The sequence below is a fragment of the Rhizobium cerradonense genome (genome assembly GCF_030182455.1).
Lineage (GTDB): Bacteria > Pseudomonadota > Alphaproteobacteria > Rhizobiales > Rhizobiaceae > Rhizobium.
Window position 1 is genome coordinate 460,538 of sequence record NZ_JAQJCK010000003.1, and the last position, 17,957, is coordinate 478,494.

The 17,957-nt window shown below is 59.7% G+C and carries 23 protein-coding genes and 1 tRNA gene; 16 read left to right on the forward strand and 8 right to left on the reverse strand.

What is annotated here, in order from left to right; genetic code table 11:
- A complete protein-coding gene (gene ribD, locus PH547_RS09840) occupies window positions 1-1,110 on the forward strand; it encodes a bifunctional diaminohydroxyphosphoribosylaminopyrimidine deaminase/5-amino-6-(5-phosphoribosylamino)uracil reductase RibD (protein ID WP_260303740.1) in 1,110 nt (369 codons plus the stop codon).
- Window positions 1,110-1,730 (forward strand): riboflavin synthase, encoded by a 621-nt coding sequence (locus PH547_RS09845; RefSeq protein WP_104822619.1) that lies wholly within the window; start codon window positions 1,110-1,112, stop codon window positions 1,728-1,730. Before ribD ends, PH547_RS09845 begins: the two co-directional genes overlap by 1 nt.
- 44 nt (window positions 1,731-1,774) lie before the next feature.
- Here PH547_RS09845 and PH547_RS09850 read toward each other — a convergent pair whose 3' ends face one another.
- Window positions 1,775-2,296 carry a GNAT family N-acetyltransferase gene (locus PH547_RS09850; protein ID WP_199773565.1) on the reverse strand — a complete coding sequence of 174 codons (522 nt, stop codon included), beginning with the start codon at window positions 2,294-2,296 and terminating at the stop codon, window positions 1,775-1,777.
- 52 nt (window positions 2,297-2,348) lie between these two features.
- The gene (locus PH547_RS09855) at window positions 2,349-2,852 is read right to left on the reverse strand and encodes a cupin domain-containing protein (protein ID WP_104822621.1); all 504 of its coding nucleotides are present in this window, start codon (window positions 2,850-2,852) and stop codon (window positions 2,349-2,351) included.
- A 201-nt stretch (window positions 2,853-3,053) separates the two neighbouring features.
- Here PH547_RS09855 and PH547_RS09860 point away from each other — a divergent pair, with 201 nt between their 5' ends.
- From PH547_RS09860 to PH547_RS09870, 3 genes are all read left to right on the forward strand, one after another.
- On the forward strand, window positions 3,054-3,509 hold the full coding sequence (locus PH547_RS09860) for a 6,7-dimethyl-8-ribityllumazine synthase (protein ID WP_104822622.1): 456 nt from the start codon (window positions 3,054-3,056) through the stop codon (window positions 3,507-3,509).
- Window positions 3,510-3,513: 4 nt separating this feature from the next.
- Window positions 3,514-3,996, forward strand: a complete 483-nt coding sequence (nusB, locus tag PH547_RS09865; RefSeq protein ID WP_104822623.1) for a transcription antitermination factor NusB — start codon at window positions 3,514-3,516, stop codon at window positions 3,994-3,996.
- A gap of 249 nt (window positions 3,997-4,245) precedes the next feature.
- Window positions 4,246-6,384, forward strand: coding sequence for a sodium-translocating pyrophosphatase (locus PH547_RS09870; protein ID WP_104822624.1), 2,139 nt, complete (start codon window positions 4,246-4,248; stop codon window positions 6,382-6,384).
- A 72-nt stretch (window positions 6,385-6,456) separates the two neighbouring features.
- On the opposite strand, the gene PH547_RS09875 is transcribed toward PH547_RS09870, so the two are convergent.
- A complete protein-coding gene (locus tag PH547_RS09875) occupies window positions 6,457-6,966 on the reverse strand; it encodes an outer membrane protein assembly factor BamE (RefSeq protein WP_104822625.1) in 510 nt (169 codons plus the stop codon).
- A 223-nt stretch (window positions 6,967-7,189) separates the two neighbouring features.
- Between PH547_RS09875 and PH547_RS09880 the strand changes: the two genes are divergently transcribed.
- The 6 genes from PH547_RS09880 (at window position 7,190) to PH547_RS09905 (ending at window position 11,724) form a co-directional block, all read left to right on the forward strand.
- The gene (locus PH547_RS09880) at window positions 7,190-7,804 is read left to right on the forward strand and encodes a ubiquinol-cytochrome C chaperone family protein (protein ID WP_199773535.1); all 615 of its coding nucleotides are present in this window, start codon (window positions 7,190-7,192) and stop codon (window positions 7,802-7,804) included.
- 9 nt (window positions 7,805-7,813) lie between these two features.
- The gene (locus PH547_RS09885; RefSeq protein ID WP_285168158.1) at window positions 7,814-8,371 is read left to right on the forward strand and encodes a YceD family protein; all 558 of its coding nucleotides are present in this window, start codon (window positions 7,814-7,816) and stop codon (window positions 8,369-8,371) included.
- Window positions 8,372-8,473: 102 nt separating this feature from the next.
- A complete protein-coding gene (gene plsX / locus PH547_RS09890; RefSeq protein ID WP_104822628.1) occupies window positions 8,474-9,520 on the forward strand; it encodes a phosphate acyltransferase PlsX in 1,047 nt (348 codons plus the stop codon).
- A gap of 19 nt (window positions 9,521-9,539) precedes the next feature.
- Entirely contained in the window at window positions 9,540-10,511 is a 972-nt protein-coding gene (locus PH547_RS09895) for a beta-ketoacyl-ACP synthase III (protein WP_283049920.1), read from the forward strand.
- 107 nt (window positions 10,512-10,618) lie between these two features.
- The gene (locus PH547_RS09900) at window positions 10,619-10,957 is read left to right on the forward strand and encodes an integration host factor subunit alpha (RefSeq protein ID WP_104822630.1); all 339 of its coding nucleotides are present in this window, start codon (window positions 10,619-10,621) and stop codon (window positions 10,955-10,957) included.
- Window positions 10,958-11,184: 227 nt separating this feature from the next.
- Window positions 11,185-11,724, forward strand: coding sequence for a MerR family transcriptional regulator (locus PH547_RS09905; protein WP_104822631.1), 540 nt, complete (start codon window positions 11,185-11,187; stop codon window positions 11,722-11,724).
- 66 nt (window positions 11,725-11,790) lie between these two features.
- Here the strand turns inward: PH547_RS09905 and PH547_RS09910 are convergent, their stop codons facing one another.
- Complete coding sequence (locus PH547_RS09910) at window positions 11,791-12,078, reverse strand: hypothetical protein (protein WP_104822632.1); 288 nt, start codon at window positions 12,076-12,078, stop codon at window positions 11,791-11,793.
- Between the two features lie 380 nt (window positions 12,079-12,458).
- On the opposite strand from PH547_RS09910, the gene PH547_RS09915 reads away from it, so the two are divergent.
- On the forward strand, window positions 12,459-13,559 hold the full coding sequence (locus tag PH547_RS09915) for a porin (RefSeq protein WP_285168160.1): 1,101 nt from the start codon (window positions 12,459-12,461) through the stop codon (window positions 13,557-13,559).
- Between the two features lie 152 nt (window positions 13,560-13,711).
- On the opposite strand, the gene PH547_RS09920 is transcribed toward PH547_RS09915, so the two are convergent.
- On the reverse strand, window positions 13,712-13,972 hold the full coding sequence (locus tag PH547_RS09920; protein WP_104822634.1) for a hypothetical protein: 261 nt from the start codon (window positions 13,970-13,972) through the stop codon (window positions 13,712-13,714).
- 169 nt (window positions 13,973-14,141) lie between these two features.
- Between PH547_RS09920 and PH547_RS09925 the strand changes: the two genes are divergently transcribed.
- The gene (locus PH547_RS09925; protein WP_285168161.1) at window positions 14,142-14,525 is read left to right on the forward strand and encodes a BA14K family protein; all 384 of its coding nucleotides are present in this window, start codon (window positions 14,142-14,144) and stop codon (window positions 14,523-14,525) included.
- 114 nt (window positions 14,526-14,639) lie between these two features.
- A tRNA-Pro gene (locus tag PH547_RS09930) sits at window positions 14,640-14,716 on the forward strand.
- A 37-nt stretch (window positions 14,717-14,753) separates the two neighbouring features.
- Here the strand turns inward: PH547_RS09930 and PH547_RS09935 are convergent.
- On the reverse strand, window positions 14,754-15,428 hold the full coding sequence (locus tag PH547_RS09935) for a thermonuclease family protein (protein ID WP_285168162.1): 675 nt from the start codon (window positions 15,426-15,428) through the stop codon (window positions 14,754-14,756).
- Between the two features lie 93 nt (window positions 15,429-15,521).
- Complete coding sequence (locus PH547_RS09940) at window positions 15,522-15,914, reverse strand: hypothetical protein (protein WP_104822637.1); 393 nt, start codon at window positions 15,912-15,914, stop codon at window positions 15,522-15,524.
- A gap of 256 nt (window positions 15,915-16,170) precedes the next feature.
- Between PH547_RS09940 and PH547_RS09945 the strand changes: the two genes are divergently transcribed.
- Both PH547_RS09945 and PH547_RS09950 read left to right on the forward strand, forming a co-directional pair.
- On the forward strand, window positions 16,171-16,383 hold the full coding sequence (locus tag PH547_RS09945; RefSeq protein ID WP_104822638.1) for a hypothetical protein: 213 nt from the start codon (window positions 16,171-16,173) through the stop codon (window positions 16,381-16,383).
- 211 nt (window positions 16,384-16,594) lie between these two features.
- Window positions 16,595-17,614, forward strand: a complete 1,020-nt coding sequence (locus tag PH547_RS09950) for an extracellular catalytic domain type 1 short-chain-length polyhydroxyalkanoate depolymerase (RefSeq protein WP_245463939.1) — start codon at window positions 16,595-16,597, stop codon at window positions 17,612-17,614.
- 3 nt (window positions 17,615-17,617) lie between these two features.
- On the opposite strand, the gene PH547_RS09955 is transcribed toward PH547_RS09950, so the two are convergent.
- Complete coding sequence (locus PH547_RS09955) at window positions 17,618-17,908, reverse strand: helix-turn-helix domain-containing protein (protein WP_283049924.1); 291 nt, start codon at window positions 17,906-17,908, stop codon at window positions 17,618-17,620.
- Window positions 17,909-17,957: the final 49 nt, after the last annotated feature.

A 17,957-nucleotide genomic window follows, 5' to 3' on the forward strand; every position in this document is an offset into this window, starting at 1 on the left:
ATGGCGCTCCGGCCTGAAGACGAGCGTTTCATGGCCGCGGCGATCCGTCTGTCGCGCACGCATCTGGGGCTTACCTCCACCAACCCGTCCGTCGGATGTCTGATTGTCAAGGATGGTGCTGTCATCGGCCGCGCCGTTACCGCGCTTGGCGGTAGGCCGCATGCCGAGCCGCAAGCTTTGGCCGAGGCCGGCGAAGCGGCGCGGGGCGCCACGGCCTACGTCACCCTCGAACCCTGTTCGCACCACGGCAAGACGCCGCCCTGTGCCGAGGCGCTCATCGCCTACGGCGTCGCCCGCGTCGTCATCAGCGTCACCGATCCCGATCAGCGTGTTTCCGGCCGCGGCATCGCGCTGCTGCGGCAGGCGGGGATCGAGGTCGATGCCGGTATTCTCGAGGAGGAGGGCAGGCGTGCTCTTGCCGGCTACCTCATGCGCCAGACGAGAAAACGGCCGTATGTGACTCTCAAACTTGCTGTTTCGGCAGACGGGATGATTGGCAAAACCGGCGAGGGGCAGGTGCGCATCACCGGCGATATCGCCCGCGCCCAGGTGCAGGTCCTGCGCGCCGAAAGCAACGCGATTCTTGTCGGCATCGGCACGGCGGTGGCAGACGATCCGGAATTGACCTGCCGTCTGCCGGGGCTAGAAAGCCGTACGCCATTGCGTATCGTCATCGACGACCAGCTTCAGCTTCCGCTTGGCAGCAAGCTCGTGAAGACGGCTGAGCAATATGGGTTGATGATCGTCGCCGGCGATCCGCCGCCATTCGATGAAAACACTGACAAGGCCTTCATGGGCCGCCGCGCCGCGCTGGATGCCGCCGGCGCTGAAGTGCTGCAATCCGATTCCGGCGAGTTGGGGGAGCTGCTTGAAGCGCTGGGAACGCGCGGCATCTCTTCTTTGCTGGTTGAAGGCGGGGCAAGGACGGCGCAGCGCTTCCTTGATGCCGACCTCGTCGACCGCATCCTTCTGTTCCAGGGGCCGGCTACCATCGGCGAGGGTGGTATTGAATCGCCGATCACGAAGACCAATATCCCACCCAGTTTCAGGCATATCCGCGCGAGCCGGTTTGGCGATGATCGCTGCGACGAATTTGAAAGAGGTTTTTGATGTTTACCGGAATTGTCACCGATATCGGCAAGATCGAATCCGTTTCCCCTCTCAAGGAAGGCATCAAGCTGCGGGTCGCCACCAATTACGATCCGGCAACGATCGATATGGGTGCCTCGATCTCCCATTCCGGCGTCTGCCTGACGGTGACGGGCCTGCCGGAAGCCGGCAGCAACGGCCGCTGGTTCGAAGTGGAGGCCTGGGAAGAGGCCCTGCGGCTGACCACCATCGGCACCTGGCAGGCTGGCAGCCATATCAATCTCGAGCGCTCGCTGAAGATCGGCGATGAGCTCGGCGGCCACATCGTCTCCGGCCACGTCGACGGTAAGGCCGAAATCCTGTCGGTGACGGCGGAGGGCGACGCCACCCGCTTTCGCCTGCGCGCCCCGGCGCATCTCGCAAAATTCGTTGCTCCTAAGGGCTCGATCGCTCTCGACGGCACGTCGCTCACGGTAAACGCCGTCGACGGCACGGATTTCGACGTGCTCCTGATCCGCCACACTCTGGAGGTCACCACCTGGGGCGAACGTAAGGCCGGCGATTTCGTCAATTTCGAAGTCGACACCATGGCCCGCTATGCCGCAAGGCTGGCGGAATTCCCGGTGGCGCGGGAAAGCTGATTGTAGGTTTCTCGCGGCCCCAATCTCCGCGGTCGGTTCCGCCACTACCGCTCGAACATGACGTTGGGCTTGTCCTTATAGAAGACTTCGCCGATCCGGCGGAATCCTACCTTTTCGGCGACCCGCAGTGACGGCCTGTTTTCTGGATCGACGATGCAGGTCATGCGTCGGCCGGGGAAGGTGTCGTCAGCCCAGGCGATCGCCGCCTTGACGGCTTCCGTTGCATAACCTCTGCCCTGCAGCGCTGGTGTGATCCCCCAGCCGGATTCCAAGGTCCCCTCCGTAGTGGTCGGGTGCATGTCGCGATGCAGGTCGAGGAAGCCGACTTCGCCGATGAAGCGGCCGCTCTGACGTTCTTCGACGGCGAAGAAACCGAAGCCCAGATGGTGCCACATACCGGCATAACGCAGCAGGCGCGACCAGGCCTGTTCGCGCGTCGACGTCTCGCCGCCGATGTAGCGGACAAGATCTTCCTGCGTCCAGAAGGCGGTATATTCTTCGAAATCCTCCAGCCGGTGCGAGCGGAGGATGAGGCGTTCGGTCATCAGCGTCGGAATTATGGTCATGGCGGGAGCGGCTTCCTTCCTGTCTGCCGTTTCTGCGTTCATGTGCATCTGTTTATGCTCCCGGCTCGCCGTCCCAATAATCCACGGCGCCGTCTTCGCGCCCGATGAAGCTGAAGCGTCGCGGCGCCTCGCCGGGGCGATTGGTTTTCGCCATGAACTTGCCGGAGTCGGGATATTCGACGATCTCCGTCCTGGCTTTGGTTGAGATGACGAGATAGATCAGCACGCTCGGGCCGATATTGATGAGCTGATGGGCAGTTTCCTGGCCGCCGGCGGGCGCTCCGAGGACATCGCCTTTCGCAACCAGGAAACGTTCGCTCCCGAAGCGATATTCGCCTTCGCCCTCTAAAATGACGAAGAGCTCTTCCTCGACGTGATGATTGTGAAATGGACAGCCGGATTTGCCGGGCGGCACTTCATTGTAGCTGATGCCAAGATCCTTCAGCCCGAGCAGTGCGCCGAAGGAGACATCGCTGCCGGCAAAAAAATCTCCCTGCTGCCAATGATCGAGGTGTAGCTCGCCGAGGTTGACAGCGCATCTGGTTTTTTCTGTCATCAGGTTCCTCCCTGCCAGTAGCAAATTATTAGCGAAGCGAGTGAGCTGGCGGAAGATACAATTTCTGGCACGGATCAATGTTCCTCAAATCCGGATTAGAATTGGCGCAGGCATCCGAAAAACACTTGCCAAGCGCGGCCCGCCGTGGTTTGACCCGCCCTTATCAAGGTGCTGCCCGCCCTCTCATTTAGCAGGTGACGTATGTCCAGCTCTACCAATGCCCACATCCTCATCGTTGAAGCCCGCTTCTACGATGACATGGCCGACGCTCTTCTCGACGGCGCCAAGACCGCGCTCGAAGAAGCCGGCGCGACCTATGACGTCGTCACCGTGCCCGGCGCCCTGGAGATTCCGGCCGCCATCGCCATGGCACTTGACGGCGCCGACAACGGGGGCACCGAATATGACGGCTATGTCGCCCTCGGTATGGTCATCCGCGGCGAGACCTATCATTTCGACATCGTCTCCAACGAATCTTCGCGTGCGCTGATGGATCTGGCCGTCAGCGAATCTCTGGCGATCGGCAACGGGATCCTGACGGTCGAAAACGACGATCAGGCCTGGGTGCGCGTGCGCCGCTCGGACAAGGACAAGGGTGGCTTCGCCGCCCGCGCAGCGCTGACGATGATCGCGCTGAAACAAAAGTTGGGTGCATAAGTTCATGAGCAATCAGGATAACGAGCGACCGGCAAAGACCGCGAACCAGCGGGGGGCAGCACGCCTTGCCGCCGTTCAGGCGCTCTATCAGATGGATATCGGCGGTACCGGCGTGTTGGAGGTGGTAGCCGAATACGAGGCACACCGTCTCGGACAGGAGCTGGACGGCGAGACCTATCTGAAGGCCGACGCATCCTGGTTCCGTTCCATCGTCGCCGGTGTCGTGCGCGAGCAGACCCGGCTCGATCCGCTGATCGGCTCCGCCCTGCAGGACGATTGGGCGCTATCGCGTCTCGACAGCACCGTGCGTGCCATCCTGCGTGCCGGCACCTTCGAGCTTCTCGACCGCAAGGACGTGCCGGTCCCGGTCATCGTCACCGAATATGTCGAGATCGCTCACGCCTTTTTTGAAGAGGATGAGCCGAAGCTCGTCAACGCCGTGCTCGACCGAATCGCCAAGCAGGTTCGCAGCGAAGCCAAGAAATAAGGCCCGACGTCAGGCCGGCGCTTGATCCCTGCCGGTTTCGTTTCTTTCGCTCGCGCCTGATTTCACCAAGCGACATTCTTTTGAACTTCCATCGGGTGTTTTACCCGCGGGCGGTCTTGACGCGACGTTTTCCCAAACGCAATCTCCCCTTGCACATTTGCCGACCCCCTTGGGAGGAGGGGGCAGGCCATTGTCGCGGGCGGCCGGAGGGGGAGTGAACCGCCGGCTTTTTTGGAGGGAAAAAGCGAAATGTCGATTCTGTTAGGTGTTATCGCGTGCGGACTGCTCTCGGTGATCTACGCCGTCTGGGCAACCCGGTCGGTGCTGTCAGCCGACCAGGGCAATGCACGCATGCAGGAGATTGCAGGCTATATTCGAGAAGGCGCGCAAGCCTATCTGGCGCGTCAATACAGAACCATTGCCATTGTCGGCGTCATCGTTTTCATCCTGGCCTGGCTGCTCCTGTCGGGCGAAGCCGCCATCGGTTTCCTGATCGGCGCTATCCTGTCGGGTGCCGCCGGTTTCATCGGCATGCATGTCTCCGTGCGGGCCAATGTCCGCACCGCACAGGCCTCCTCGCATAGCCTGTCGGCCGGCCTCGACATCGCCTTCAAGTCGGGCGCCATCACCGGCATGCTGGTCGCCGGCCTCGCTCTGCTCGGCGTCTCCATCTATTTCTACGTGCTGACGGGTATTCTCGGCCATGAGCCGGGCTCGCGCGACGTCATCGATGCGCTGGTGGCGCTCGGCTTCGGCGCCTCGCTGATCTCGATCTTTGCCCGTCTCGGCGGCGGTATCTTCACCAAGGGCGCCGATGTCGGCGGCGACCTCGTCGGCAAGGTGGAAGCCGGCATTCCCGAGGATGACCCGCGCAATCCCGCCACCATCGCTGACAATGTTGGCGACAACGTCGGAGACTGCGCCGGCATGGCCGCCGACCTCTTCGAAACCTATGCGGTCTCCGTCGTGGCGACCATGGTGCTCGCCGCGATCTTCTTCGCCGGCACGCCAATTCTCGCCTCCGCGATGATCTATCCGCTGGCGGTCTGCGGCGCCTGCATCATCACCTCGATCATCGGCACTTTCTTCGTCAAGCTCGGCGTAAACGGCTCGATCATGGGCGCGCTCTACAAGGGCCTGATTGCCACGGGCGTTCTGTCGATCATTGGTCTTGCTGCCGCCACGTCTGTGACCGTCGGCTGGGGTTCGATCGGCGCTACCGCAGGTTTCGAAGTCACCGGCACGAGGCTGTTCTTTTGCGGTATCGTCGGCCTGATCGTCACGGCGCTGATCGTCGTCATCACTGAATATTATACCGGCACCAACAAGCGCCCGGTCAATTCCATCGCCCAGGCCTCGGTCACCGGCCATGGCACCAACGTGATTCAGGGCCTCGCCGTTTCACTCGAATCGACGGCACTGCCGGCAATCGTCATCGTCGGCGGTATCCTTGCCACCTATCAGCTCGGCGGCCTGTTCGGCACCGGTATCGCGGTCACAGCCATGCTCGGTCTCGCCGGGATGATTGTTGCGCTGGACGCCTTCGGTCCGGTCACCGACAATGCCGGCGGCATCGCCGAAATGTCGCATCTTCCGCCGGAAGTGCGCAAATCGACCGACGCGCTGGACGCTGTCGGTAACACCACCAAGGCGGTGACGAAGGGTTATGCCATCGGCTCGGCCGGTCTCGGCGCTCTGGTGCTCTTTGCCGCCTATTCGAACGATTTGAAATATTTCGCGGCCCATGGCGATCAGTTCCCCTATTTCACGAATGTGGGTACGATATCCTTTGATCTCTCCAACCCTTATGTCGTCGCCGGCCTGCTGTTTGGCGGCCTGATTCCCTATCTCTTCGGCGGCATCGCCATGACGGCCGTCGGCCGTGCGGCCGGCGCAATCGTCGAAGAGGTGCGTAAGCAGTTCCGTGAAAAGCCGGGCATCATGAAGGGCACCGAACGCCCCGATTATGGCCGCGCTGTCGACCTTCTGACCAAGGCCGCCATTCGCGAGATGATCATTCCGTCCCTGCTGCCGGTACTGGCGCCGATCGTCGTCTATTTCGGCGTGCTATTGATCTCCGGCTCGAAAGCTTCGGCATTTGCCGCGCTCGGCGCCTCGCTGCTGGGCGTCATCATCAACGGCCTGTTCGTCGCCATTTCCATGACGTCGGGCGGCGGTGCCTGGGACAATGCCAAGAAGAGCTTCGAAGACGGTTTCGTCGATAAGGATGGTGCGCGTCACCTGAAGGGCTCGGAGGCGCACAAGGCTTCCGTCACGGGCGACACTGTCGGGGATCCCTACAAGGACACAGCCGGTCCCGCCGTCAACCCGGCAATCAAGATCACCAATATCGTCGCGCTGCTGCTGCTTGCCGTTCTCGCCGGATAAGAGCGAGGGCTGAACAAATGAAAAACCCGCGAAGCCTGCGCTTCGCGGGTTTTTTGATGGGGTATCGCCAGCTTATTGGCCGGCGTTGAGGTTGTTGAGGAAGTTCTTCGCGCCGTTGATGCCGTTGCCGCCGCCCTGCAGGATCTGTTGCAGGAAGGTCATGTCGCGACCGCCGGTCGGCGTCGTGCGGCTGATCATGTCGAAAACCCGGCCGTCCTTCAGCGTGTAGTTGGCTTCCTGCTTCACCACGCCGTCCTTGTCGAAATAGATCGCCAGAATGTTTTGGTCGACCAGCTTCGGCTTCATGAAGGCCACGGCGCGCGTGCGTTTCTGGGAGATGTAATAGAAGACTTCGCCATCGAAGGTCGCCGTCGTCGACGGCGTGCCGAGCGAAAGCAGCACCTGCTCGCGGCTCGAGCCGACGGGCACGAGATTGAGCGCTTGCTGGTCGAAGATGTAGCCGTTGTTCATGACCTCGCTGGTCTGGCAGCCCGCGAGCCCCGCGGTGGCAATCACCAGAGCGATAGCGGCACTACTGATGAAAGTTCTGTCAGACTTGAAATACCGTCTCGTCAACGACATCTCATCTCCCCTAATGAATCAAACCGATGGCCGAACGGCCGATATGACCTTGCTGTGCACATCATTGTGGCCATTCCGCGATTGCGGAAGGCTCAACGATGTTGTTCGGCACTCTTCATCACCAATCATGCACGGAGAGTGACGACGGCTGGGGCGGGACCTTGAAGCGGGCACAAACGGCATTGCAATTCGCGCCTGCTTCGGTAAACCAGCTTTCAAGTGGATGCAACAAGGCCGAGCGCAACGGGGCGCTCTGAATGAGCCAATTCCGGGAATTTTCATGATTTTTGGGCTCTTCCGCAAAAGAAATCACAACCAGCTCATCGTCGTCAGGCAATATGACACCCTGACCGCGATGGCGCGCCTGCCGGTTTTCTATACGGATTATGATGTGCCGGACACGGTGATGGGTCGTTTCGAGCTGCTGTCGGCGGTGATGATCCTATTTTTCCGCCGTACACGTTCGTCTGAAACCAGCGGCCAGGAGCTTGCCCAGGAAATCGTCGATGCCTTTTTTGAGGATATCGACTATTCGATCCGCGAACTCGGAATCGGCGACAACAGCGTGCCGAAGCGGATGAAGAAACTGGCCGGTATGTTTTACGGGCGGCTGGAGAGCTATGCCGCCGCGATGGACGGGAACGACCGTGTCGCGCTGGCCGCTGCCCTCCGGCGCAATATCTATCCCAAGGCAGGCGAGGGAGCTCCCTCGATGATTGCTCTTGCGGATTGGATGATGACCGCCGAGACGCATCTGTCAGGGATCGCAGAAACCGAGATCGCCACCGGCTCCGCAACGCTGCCGCAGCCGCCTGAAATCGGCAAAGACGCACCTTAGGAGACAAAAATGAAAAGAACCAACTCCGACGAAACGCCCTTTTCCTATCCGGTGAAGGTCGGCCATATCTCCGCCAACCCGGTGGACGTGCATCTCGAAGCCGACAAGAGGGAGCTTGTTGGCTTGGCTGCGCTTTGGGATGTGCTTTCCGTGGAGAGCCTCTCGGCAGATCTGAAGATTTCCCGCTGGAAGCGCGACGGCATCCGCCTCAAGGGCAATGTTCGCGCAAAGATCGTCCAGGCCTGTGTGGTGACGCTGGAGCCGGTCGAATCGGAGATCGACGAGGATTTCGAGCATATTTTCATCCCCGAGGATTCGAAGCTCGCGCGGGCGCCGTCCATGGATGCAGGCGAAATGGTGCTCGACCCCGACGGTCCGGATCTTCCGGAAACCTTCATCGGCGATACGATCGATGCCGGGGCAGTCGTTGCCGAATTCGCCGCGCTTGCCATTGATCCCTATCCGCGCAAGCCCGGCATCGAGTTCGAAGGTCACATCGAGGATAGTGGTGAAGATGACAAGAAACCGTCGCCTTTCGCTGTCCTGAAAGACTGGAAAAAGGAATAGACCCCTCTGGCAATTGAACACAATTCAGTTGTAACGCGAGGAGAAACCGGTATTTTGACGCCAAATTCGCCGGGCCCGGCGGACAAAAAGGACTAGGGACGCGTGATCAGAATTTCTCTTGACCTAATGGGTGGCGACTTCGGCCCTGAGGTTGTCATTCCTGGCGCGGCCAAGGCGCTGGATAGGCATCCCGACATTACGTTCGTCATGTACGGCCAGAAGGATCGTTGCGAAGCGGTCCTCGGCAAATATCCGAAACTTCGGGAAAAATCCGTCTTTCATGAATGCGATGTCGCCATCAGCATGGATGAAAAGCCGAGCCAGGCCCTGCGCCGCGGCCGCTATATTTCCAGCATGTGGCGCTCGATCGAGGCAGTGAAGGTCGGCGACGCCGATGTCGTAGTTTCCGCCGGCAATACCGGTGCGCTGATGGCCATGGCAAAATTCTGCCTGCGCACGATGGCCAACATAGAACGTCCCGCGATCGCCGCAATCTGGCCGACGCTGCGGGGAGAAAGCATCGTGCTCGATGTCGGCGCGACTATCGGCGCCGATTCGCAGCAATTGCTGGATTTCGCCTTGATGGGCGGCGCCATGGCGCGCGCGCTCTTTGAGATCGAGCGACCGACCATCGGCCTGCTGAATGTCGGCGTTGAAGAAATCAAGGGCCAGGAAGACGTCAAGGAAGCCGGCCGCCTAATCCGCGAAGCCAATCTCGAATCGCTCGAATATTTCGGCTTCGTCGAGGGCGACGATATCGGCAAGGGCACCGTCGATGTGGTGGTGACGGAGGGTTTCTCCGGCAATATTGCATTGAAGGCGGCCGAGGGCACGGCAAAGCAGATCGGCGCTTATCTGCGCGCGGCCATGACGCGCACGCTGCTGGCCCGCATCGGCTATATCTTCGCCAAGGGCGCCTTCGACCTGCTGCGCGAGAAGCTCGATCCGAGCAAGGTCAATGGCGGCGTCTTCCTCGGCCTCAACGGTATCGTCATCAAGAGCCATGGCGGCGCCAATGCCGAGGCTTTTGCGGCGGCCATCGATGTCGGCTATGACATGGCCAAGAATGGCCTCACTCAAAAGATAGAAAACGATCTGAAAAAATATCATGCCAAACGGCAGCCGCCGATCGGACCGGAAGCGGCATGAGCGACGGGGTATAACAAGAATGATCCGTTCAGTTGTTCGCGGATTTGGCTCGGCGCTCCCCAAGCGCGTCATGACCAATCGCGAGATGGAGCAAGTCGTCGACACCAGCGATGATTGGATTATCCAGCGCACCGGCATCCGCCAGCGTTACATTGCCGGCGAAGGCGAAACCACCGCCTCGCTCGGTGAGCAGGCGGCGCGGGCAGCCCTTGCCAATGCCGGCCTGACGGCCGACGATCTCGACCTGATCATTGTCGCCACCTCGACGCCGGATAACACCTTTCCCGCCACCGCGGTGAACATCCAGAACCGCCTCGGCATGCATCATGGCTTCGCCTTCGATGTCCAGGCTGTCTGTTCGGGCTTCGTCTATGCGGTGACGACCGCCGACGCCTATATTCGTGGCGGCGTTGCCAAGCGCGTGCTCGTCATCGGCGCCGAAACATTCTCCCGCATTCTCGACTGGACGGACCGCACGACCTGCGTCCTCTTCGGCGACGGTGCCGGCGCGCTGATCCTCGAAGCGGGCGAGGGGACCGGTGCCAGCACTGATCGTGGCGTGCTGACAGCGAGCCTGCGTTCAGACGGTGCCCACAAGGACAAGCTCTACGTCGATGGCGGCCCTTCCTCGACAGGAACGGTCGGCGTGCTGCATATGGCAGGCCGGGAAGTGTTCAAACATGCCGTCGGCATGATCACCGATGTCATCCAGGCCACCTTCGAAGCGGCGGAAGTGACAGCGGACGATCTTGACTGGCTGGTACCGCATCAGGCAAACCGCCGCATCATCGACGGCTCAGCCAAAAAGCTCGGAATTGCTCCCGAGAAGGTTGTGGTTACCGTGGATCTCCATGGCAATACGTCAGCGGCGTCGATCCCGCTCGCGCTTGCCGTGGCGGCAGGCGACGGCCGGATCAAGAAGGGCGATCTGGTGATGTTGGAAGCCATGGGCGGCGGTTTTACCTGGGGCGCCGTTCTTCTGCGCTGGTAGGCCGCATCTCTAAAATCCGATTCCTAACAAGAGCTTGACCGTTTGGTGCAAGGGCAATAGTCTCTTGCAGCTTAGATAAAATTACGTAGCAATATGGGCGGGGAACTATGACGGGCAAGACAGTGACGCGCGCGGACTTGGCGGAGTCGGTATTCCGGAAAGTCGGCCTCTCCCGGACTGAGTCGGCGGAACTGGTCGAAACGGTGATTGATGAAATTTGCAACGCCATCGTGCGTGGCGAGACGGTAAAACTCTCCTCCTTCGCGACGTTTCAGGTGCGCGACAAGAACGAACGCATTGGTCGAAACCCGAAGACCGGCGAAGAGGTGCCCATCTCTCCGCGCCGTGTCATGACGTTCAAGGCGTCCAACGTCCTCAAGACGCGTATCCTGAAGGCCCATGCCAGCCGCAAGGCGAAAGTCCGGCCGGCAAATCCCGTTTCCTGATCCATCAAAACCGATATTGGCTGTGCCGGGGCATGTGCTCTGGCACGCAGTTTTCCAGGCTGTTCGCGCTTATTTTTCGGCTTGCTTGTGAAAGAGCTGAAGAGGCGACTTGAATTTCTCCCGGCAAACCGTTGAAATATGATGAGTCGTATCGCGATAAGGCGCGGTGCGGATATCGGGTTTCGCATGATCCGGCCTGAATGGCGCCGGAGCCATGCTGTGGGGGTATGACGATGGACAAGAGCCCGGATGCATTTCGCACGATCAGCGAAGTCGCGGAAGACCTTGATCTGCCGCAGCATGTCCTGCGTTTCTGGGAGACCCGTTTCCCGCAGATCAAGCCGATGAAGCGCGGCGGCGGCCGGCGCTACTATCGTCCGGAAGACGTCGATCTGCTGAACGGCATCCGTCATCTGCTCTATGACCATGGCTATACGATCAAGGGCGTTCAGAAGCTTCTGAAGACCAATGGCAACAAATTCGTCATCGCCGTCGGCCATGGCGATCTTGCGAGCGTCGAGGCGCTGGCCACTGCGCAGGAGCCGGTCGTGGCCGAGCCGCGCGTCGGCTCTCCGGACGACGACCAAATCGTCGGCCGCCCCAAGGCGCCGATCAGCCGTCGCTTCTTCAACTTCGTCAGCGGTGAAGACGAAGCTCCCGATGTTTCCATCGGCAAGTCGAGCGTCGGCAAGGAAGATCGGGCGCTGCTGCAGGAAACGCTTTATGACCTGCTGGAATGCAAGCGGTTGCTCGATCAGGTGCGGTAAGACAGAGGCCGCGCCGGAAAAGCTGACAACCTGCAATGTTTGAGTTTCTGTTATGATTTTAAGAGGTCAGTTGCACCTGCGTGGAACAGTGGGATTAGCCTGGCTCGGCGCAACGATGGATTTTCCATCGGCGGAGCGAGGGAGCGTCCAGCATGCGTTCGGGTCCTTTTCCACCGTGTCGCTCGTGTCGCGATCACCAACAATGGTGTTGCGATAATTGCCAGGGTCGTCCGCGCCCGGACTGTCGCCCCAGCCACCGCGATCGCCGCCAGCTCCATGACCGCTTGACGCTGCCATTGCCGTCGTGACCATGCCGACAGTGAGGAGAGATATGCTGAGCACTCTGAGAAACATGGGCTTTTCCCGCTGATCTGGTCATCTGCACCGTTCCGGTTGCAGCAGACGATGGTAATCCCGACCGGCGGATTGTAATTATTTATTGCTGTCATTCAATACAGCTAAAATACGTGCTGGCTGAACCGGGTTAGTTCTTGAGCATTTGCCAGACGACTGAGCAAATGTAAGTGTTATTTTTGTCACGTATGGAATTCGACATTAATGTGACGATTGGTTTGCTCTGCTTATTAACTTGCAAGCTCCCGATACCGGGTCCAGCTTCGGCGATGAAGCTTCGTTGCTTCGCCCTCGAGATGAGGGGACTTAAATCAGGTTATGGCACGGCCCGATACCACCCGCCGCAAAGCCATCCTGGTGGATATTCGAATGGAGACACCATGAACATCAAGAGCCTTCTTCTCGGCTCCGCCGCCGCATTGGCATCGGTGAGCGGTGCCCATGCGGCAGACGCCGTTGTCGCGGCAGAACCCGAGCCGCTGGAATATGTGCGCATTTGCGACGCCTACGGCGCCGGCTATTTCTTCATTCCAGGCACGGAAACCTGCCTCAAGATCGGCGGCAAAGTTCGTACGGAAGGCCAATGGTACGATGCCTATAATCCGAACAGCAGGGTCGGCACGCTCTGGCATGACCGCGCGGAGCTCAAGGTCGATACGGCGACGGACACGGAATACGGTCCTCTGAAGACAAATCTTATCCTGCGATGGGAATGGAACGATGGAGGCGATACCGCGTCGAAGCTGCTGTTTGCCAATATCAGCCTTGGCGGCTTCACCGTCGGCAAGCTCGATTCGCAGTATAACCTCTATGCCGGTTACGCCGGCGACGTCATCAACGACGATGCGATCTATGACGGCCCCTATGAGCTCAACCAGTTGACGTACAACTATGACGCCGGCAACGGCTTCACCGGCGTCATTTCGCTGGAAGACAGCAACTCGACATCGGATTCCGATAGCTATGGCGGTGCTTGGGTAACCTCCAAGGCCGATCATTATTTGCCGGACGTTGTTGCAGGTTTGGGCTACACGACTGGCAACCTCGGCTTCAAAATCGTCGGCGGATATGACTCAATCGTCGAGGAGGGTGCCATCAAGGCCCGCATCGATGCCAAGTTCGGCGGCGTGGAAGCATTCCTGATGGGCGGTTGGAATACGGATGGTGACAAGCTCAACCAGTATGCCGGCTCCTATCAGGATGAATCGGCCTGCACGACGTCAGATGGTGTCGTTCACGGGGCAAAGTGCGGCTGGGGTGACTGGGCCGTATGGGGCGGCGTGGGCGTGCCCATCAACGAAAAGCTGAAGTGGAACCTGCAGCTTGCCTACACCGAGTCGAAGATTTTCGAGGCCACCACCAACGTCAAGTTCAATCCGGTCAAGGATCTGCTCATCGAGCCGGAACTGACCTACATGCACTATGACTTCATCAATGATGATACGGTCGCCGGCATCCTCCGTTTCGAACGGAATTTCTAAGCGGAAGCGATCTTCGACCGAAAGCGGGCGACATCCTCGTCGGCGCTGCGGTCAGCGACAATCACTACCACCACGGCTATCATCTCGCCGAAAAATGAAAACTCTGCCGGTGTTGCGCCGGCGGAGTTTTTTGTTGATGGGTGCCGCCGCTGCTAGAACGGCCGGGTTATCTCTTCCCTACTAACAAGCTTCAGGCTGCGATCGGGCTGGATGATGTAGGTTTCATACACATCCTGGCCCCACTGATTGACAAAATGGTGCGGCAATCGGGTGCCCGGAGGCGATAGCGTCAGCTTCAAATGCGGCTGGCCGCCATAGGTGATGCTGCCGGGAATCGGCTGCAGGGATTGGTTGGTCGTCGTGCATGCGGCAAGCAAAGGTCCGCACAGCAGCAAGGCAATCAGGAGCTTCATCGCCGTAACTTTCTAATCACTTCTTATTCAATGAAAAATCCGCCTGGAAGACGGCAAGGCATCTGTGAGCTTGGTTCAAAGCCACTATATAAAGCTAATGCCGGAGTGGTCGGCGGCAAGGCTCTCACGAAGTTGAGCTTGCTGCTGCTGGAATTCGAAGGAGTTGCACATGCGTACGATCAAAAGATCGGCAGCGGCCTTGGGTTTTGGTCTATTATTGGCAGCAAGCGCCGCTGTACCCGCCGGCGCCATCACCATGCCCACGCTCTCGGTGCCGGAGCAATCCGATATCATCCAGGTCCACGACCATGGCCACAGCCACAACCATTGGAGCGGCGGCCATAAGCACCATGGTTTCGACGGTTACTATGACGATGATTCCGACAGCGGTGTGCTGTTTAAGTCCTTCGTGACCGGCACGCTTTTCAACAGGCAGCGCTCGGAAAGCTACTACGATAGCCATGCCCAAGCCTGCGCCGACCGCTACCCGTCCTACCGCGCCTCGGACAACACCTACCAACCTAGCCACGGGCCTCGGCGCGTATGCAGGTGATCGGCAGAGCGAGAACTTTTCTCGCTCTTGATGCCGTTTTTATCCCGACGTGCGATTTTACCTCTTGCGCTGCCATGCCCGACAGACTAATGCAATCAAGCCTTTTCGGCAGGTCGGGGCGTAGCGCAGCCCGGTAGCGCACTTGACTGGGGGTCAAGGGGTCGCTGGTTCGAGTCCAGTCGCCCCGACCATTTATCTCCTTGAACTCCCAATCAAATTTTCATTGATTTAGCTGCACCACGATGTTGTCTGCCCCGTCCAGCGGCGGGCCAGTCCTTCCGCAACCATTTGATCGCCGATGGATCGGCCGGCCCGCATGGCGATGCGGAATTTGCTACCCTGTTGATCGTCACCCCGCCCGCTGGCGGAGAGCACGAAGGTGTCGCGGTTGAGAAGGGCTTGCAGTCGCAGCTTCGCGGCGGTGGCTTTTTGCCGCTCGCCGGCGCAATGCGAGGGCTCGATGTCAGGGACATCGATATCCGCCAGGCGGATTTTGATTCCATTCTGCCAGAAGGTGTTGCCGTCGACGACGCAGTTGATGCCGGTTTCGCCGCCGCACAGGCCGAATCGTCCGGCGGCTTCAGGTGGGGCAGCGGCCAGCGTCCGATCCGCCGGCACGGCAACGGGAATAACGTTTGGCGGGACCGGCAGCGCCGAGGTCGGGTGTTCGGGAACGACGGCAACCATTTTGGGCTTCGGCTTGGCCGTCGGCAACGGCGCGTCTTGTGCCACGTGCCGAACGGCGGCGGCGCCGGCATAGGCCTGCAACGAAGGCATATCCCGGCGATGCTCATAGGCGAAAATGCCTGCTATGGCGGCCAGACCGACCGTGCCCCACAGCCACATCGAATTGCCCGCTTTAGCTTGCGGCTTGCGCCGCGTGCGTCGTTTCGTTTTTGCCATGGCTTCATTCCTCAATTGCGAGGAAATTATCGCCAAGATTTCTTACCGATCCGTTGGCTTCCCTGCTGCTGGATGCCTAAGCGGAACCTTTATTCACTTCGCGGCGCCGGCTGTAGGCTTCAGTTTAACTGCCATGGTGATCTGGCCGCGCACTGTCAGCTTCGGCCCGCGACCGTCCATATTGGTGACATCGGTGTTGCTGGAAAGCGCGTTGATCTGGCAATCGTCGGCAATAGTATCGAGCAGCACGGTGCAGTTGCTGGCGGCGATGCGATAGAAGGATTTGATCGCATCCTGCTGCTGTTTTTCATCGCTGCCATCCGTGATCGGGACGGAAAGCGATATCCCGGATTGCACGGAGATATAGCCATCGGGAACCTGGCGCGGGTTGCGCAGCGGCAACGCCGAAAGGGACTGCGAAGAGGCCGGCGCCGCGGCGCCGAGCAGAAGCATGCAAAGTGTCGCCGAGATCAGACGTTTGTTCATCAGGAAGCCTCCGTTTCTTGTCCTTTATGTCAGGCATCGGTGAAGGCTTGGTGATGGCGTAACTTAAAATTGTAGTCTTGTGAGAATTGCGAGCATATTCCTCGGAGTCAGAGTGCTTCGAGATAAAGAGCCGTTCCCACAAAACCTTGCTTGCCAAGCCTCCGGGCAGGGCGCATAGTCACTTTCTGTATCGTCGGTTAAACAAACGGGCACCGGCGACCGTATTTGCGTGCGGCCCGACGGACGAGGCGGCGCCATGTTAGAAACCTCCATTCACCCGCAGGATCTACCCCTGTTTTCCGACGATCTGGATCGTTTGGAAAAGGTGTTGGATGCCGTCTGCATGGATCGCGGCATTAGTCCCCGCAGCCAGGAGGGCGAACGCCTGGGTGCCCTGATGATTCAGCTCTATCGCCAGGGCGTGAAAGAAGATGCAAAGCTTCTTGCGCTTGCGAAAGCCTATCTCTGACGCTTTTTTCTTCAATCATCTGATCGCTTTAAGCCGATTTCACATAGCAGCAATGACGCATTGTGCCTGCTCGAACCTGCGTCGCTGCCTTATATTTGCTGCATCGCACAAGGAGAGTCGATTACTCGATCTCGTTGCCCCGCGGGGTCGATGTGCGGCCCGCCCGCCAAATGAAATCAACTACGGTGGGCGCGGATAATTTGAAAGGTCCATGATGAATTTCAAAGTTCCGAGCCGGCTTCGCCGTTTGCTCGTTGATTCCGTTGAGCTGCCACAGCTCAAATTCCCCGTGACGCGGCCGCGATCGCAGCCGGCACGCCGGCGCGTCTCCACGCAGCTAGTGCCGCAGCGTCTGACGGAGGTCCTGTGGTTTGGGCGCAACCCTGGCGATCTGCGCATGCTGGAATATGTGCCGGCAGGTGTCCAAGGTCCGATGCCGCTGGTCGTCGTCTTACATGGCTGTCACCAGAATGCCGAGGATTTCGATCGCGCCAGCGGCTGGACGGCCCTGGCGCGCCAGCACGGTTTCGCCGTGCTTTATGCCGGGCAGAAGCCGGCCAACAATGCCAATCTCTGTTTCAATTGGTTCCGCCCGAGCCTGGTGACGCGCGATCGCGGCGAGCTGGGTTCGATCCGCGAGATGATCGATTTCAGCCGCCGGCTGCATGATATCGACGACAGCAAGATCTTCGTCATGGGCCTGTCGGCCGGCGGCGCCATGGCGTCGGCGCTGCTCGCCACCTATCCGGAGCTGTTTGCTGCCGGCGCCGTCATCGGCGGCTTACCTTTCGGTGCCGCCCGCGATGCCATGTCTGCGCTGGATGTGATGAAGAGAGCCGCCGCGCGCCCGGCCGAAAAATGGGCCGAACTCGTCCGCGAAGCCTCGCCGGATGCCACCCGTTTTCCGGCGGTCTCCATCTGGCATGGGACCGATGACGGCGTCGTTTCGTTCGGCAATGCCGAAGCGTCGGTGGCGCAGTGGCTGGCCGTGCATGGGCGGCCGCAGACCAAGGGCCGGTTGCGCCTGTTCGAAGGCGGCGAGCGACGCGAATGGCGTAACGACTATGGCGATATCGTGCTGGAACTGGTGACTTTGAATGATTTCGGCCATGGCTTGCCGATTGGTCCCATCGCCGAGGGCAGGGAGCCGGCCAACGATACCGAACGCTTCATCTTGCGCGCTGCTCTCTCCGCGCCAGAGCAACTGGTTCGGAACTGGGGCCTGGCGTAAGCCTCAATCGTCGTTGGTGGCGTTCAGGTTTTCCGGCCGGATGCCGCCATCTTCCGCCCAATGCTTGAAGCGGATGCCGGCACCGCCGGCTTCGTCGCTCCCGCTGGCGATGAACGATATGCCGCGGGCTTCGAGGGCGGTACGCAAGGCGACCAACGCCTTGGCATCCCCCGAACTGACGTCCTCTTCCAGCGTTTCAATCGTCGTTACGGACAATTTGCTCTCGACGGCAAGCGTTTCTATTGTCAGTCCGAGCATGGCGCGTGCGCCGCGTAGTTGCGCTGATGTGATCATGACTGAAATTTAGCGCATAAATCTGAAAATCGGAACCGATTTTCGGATC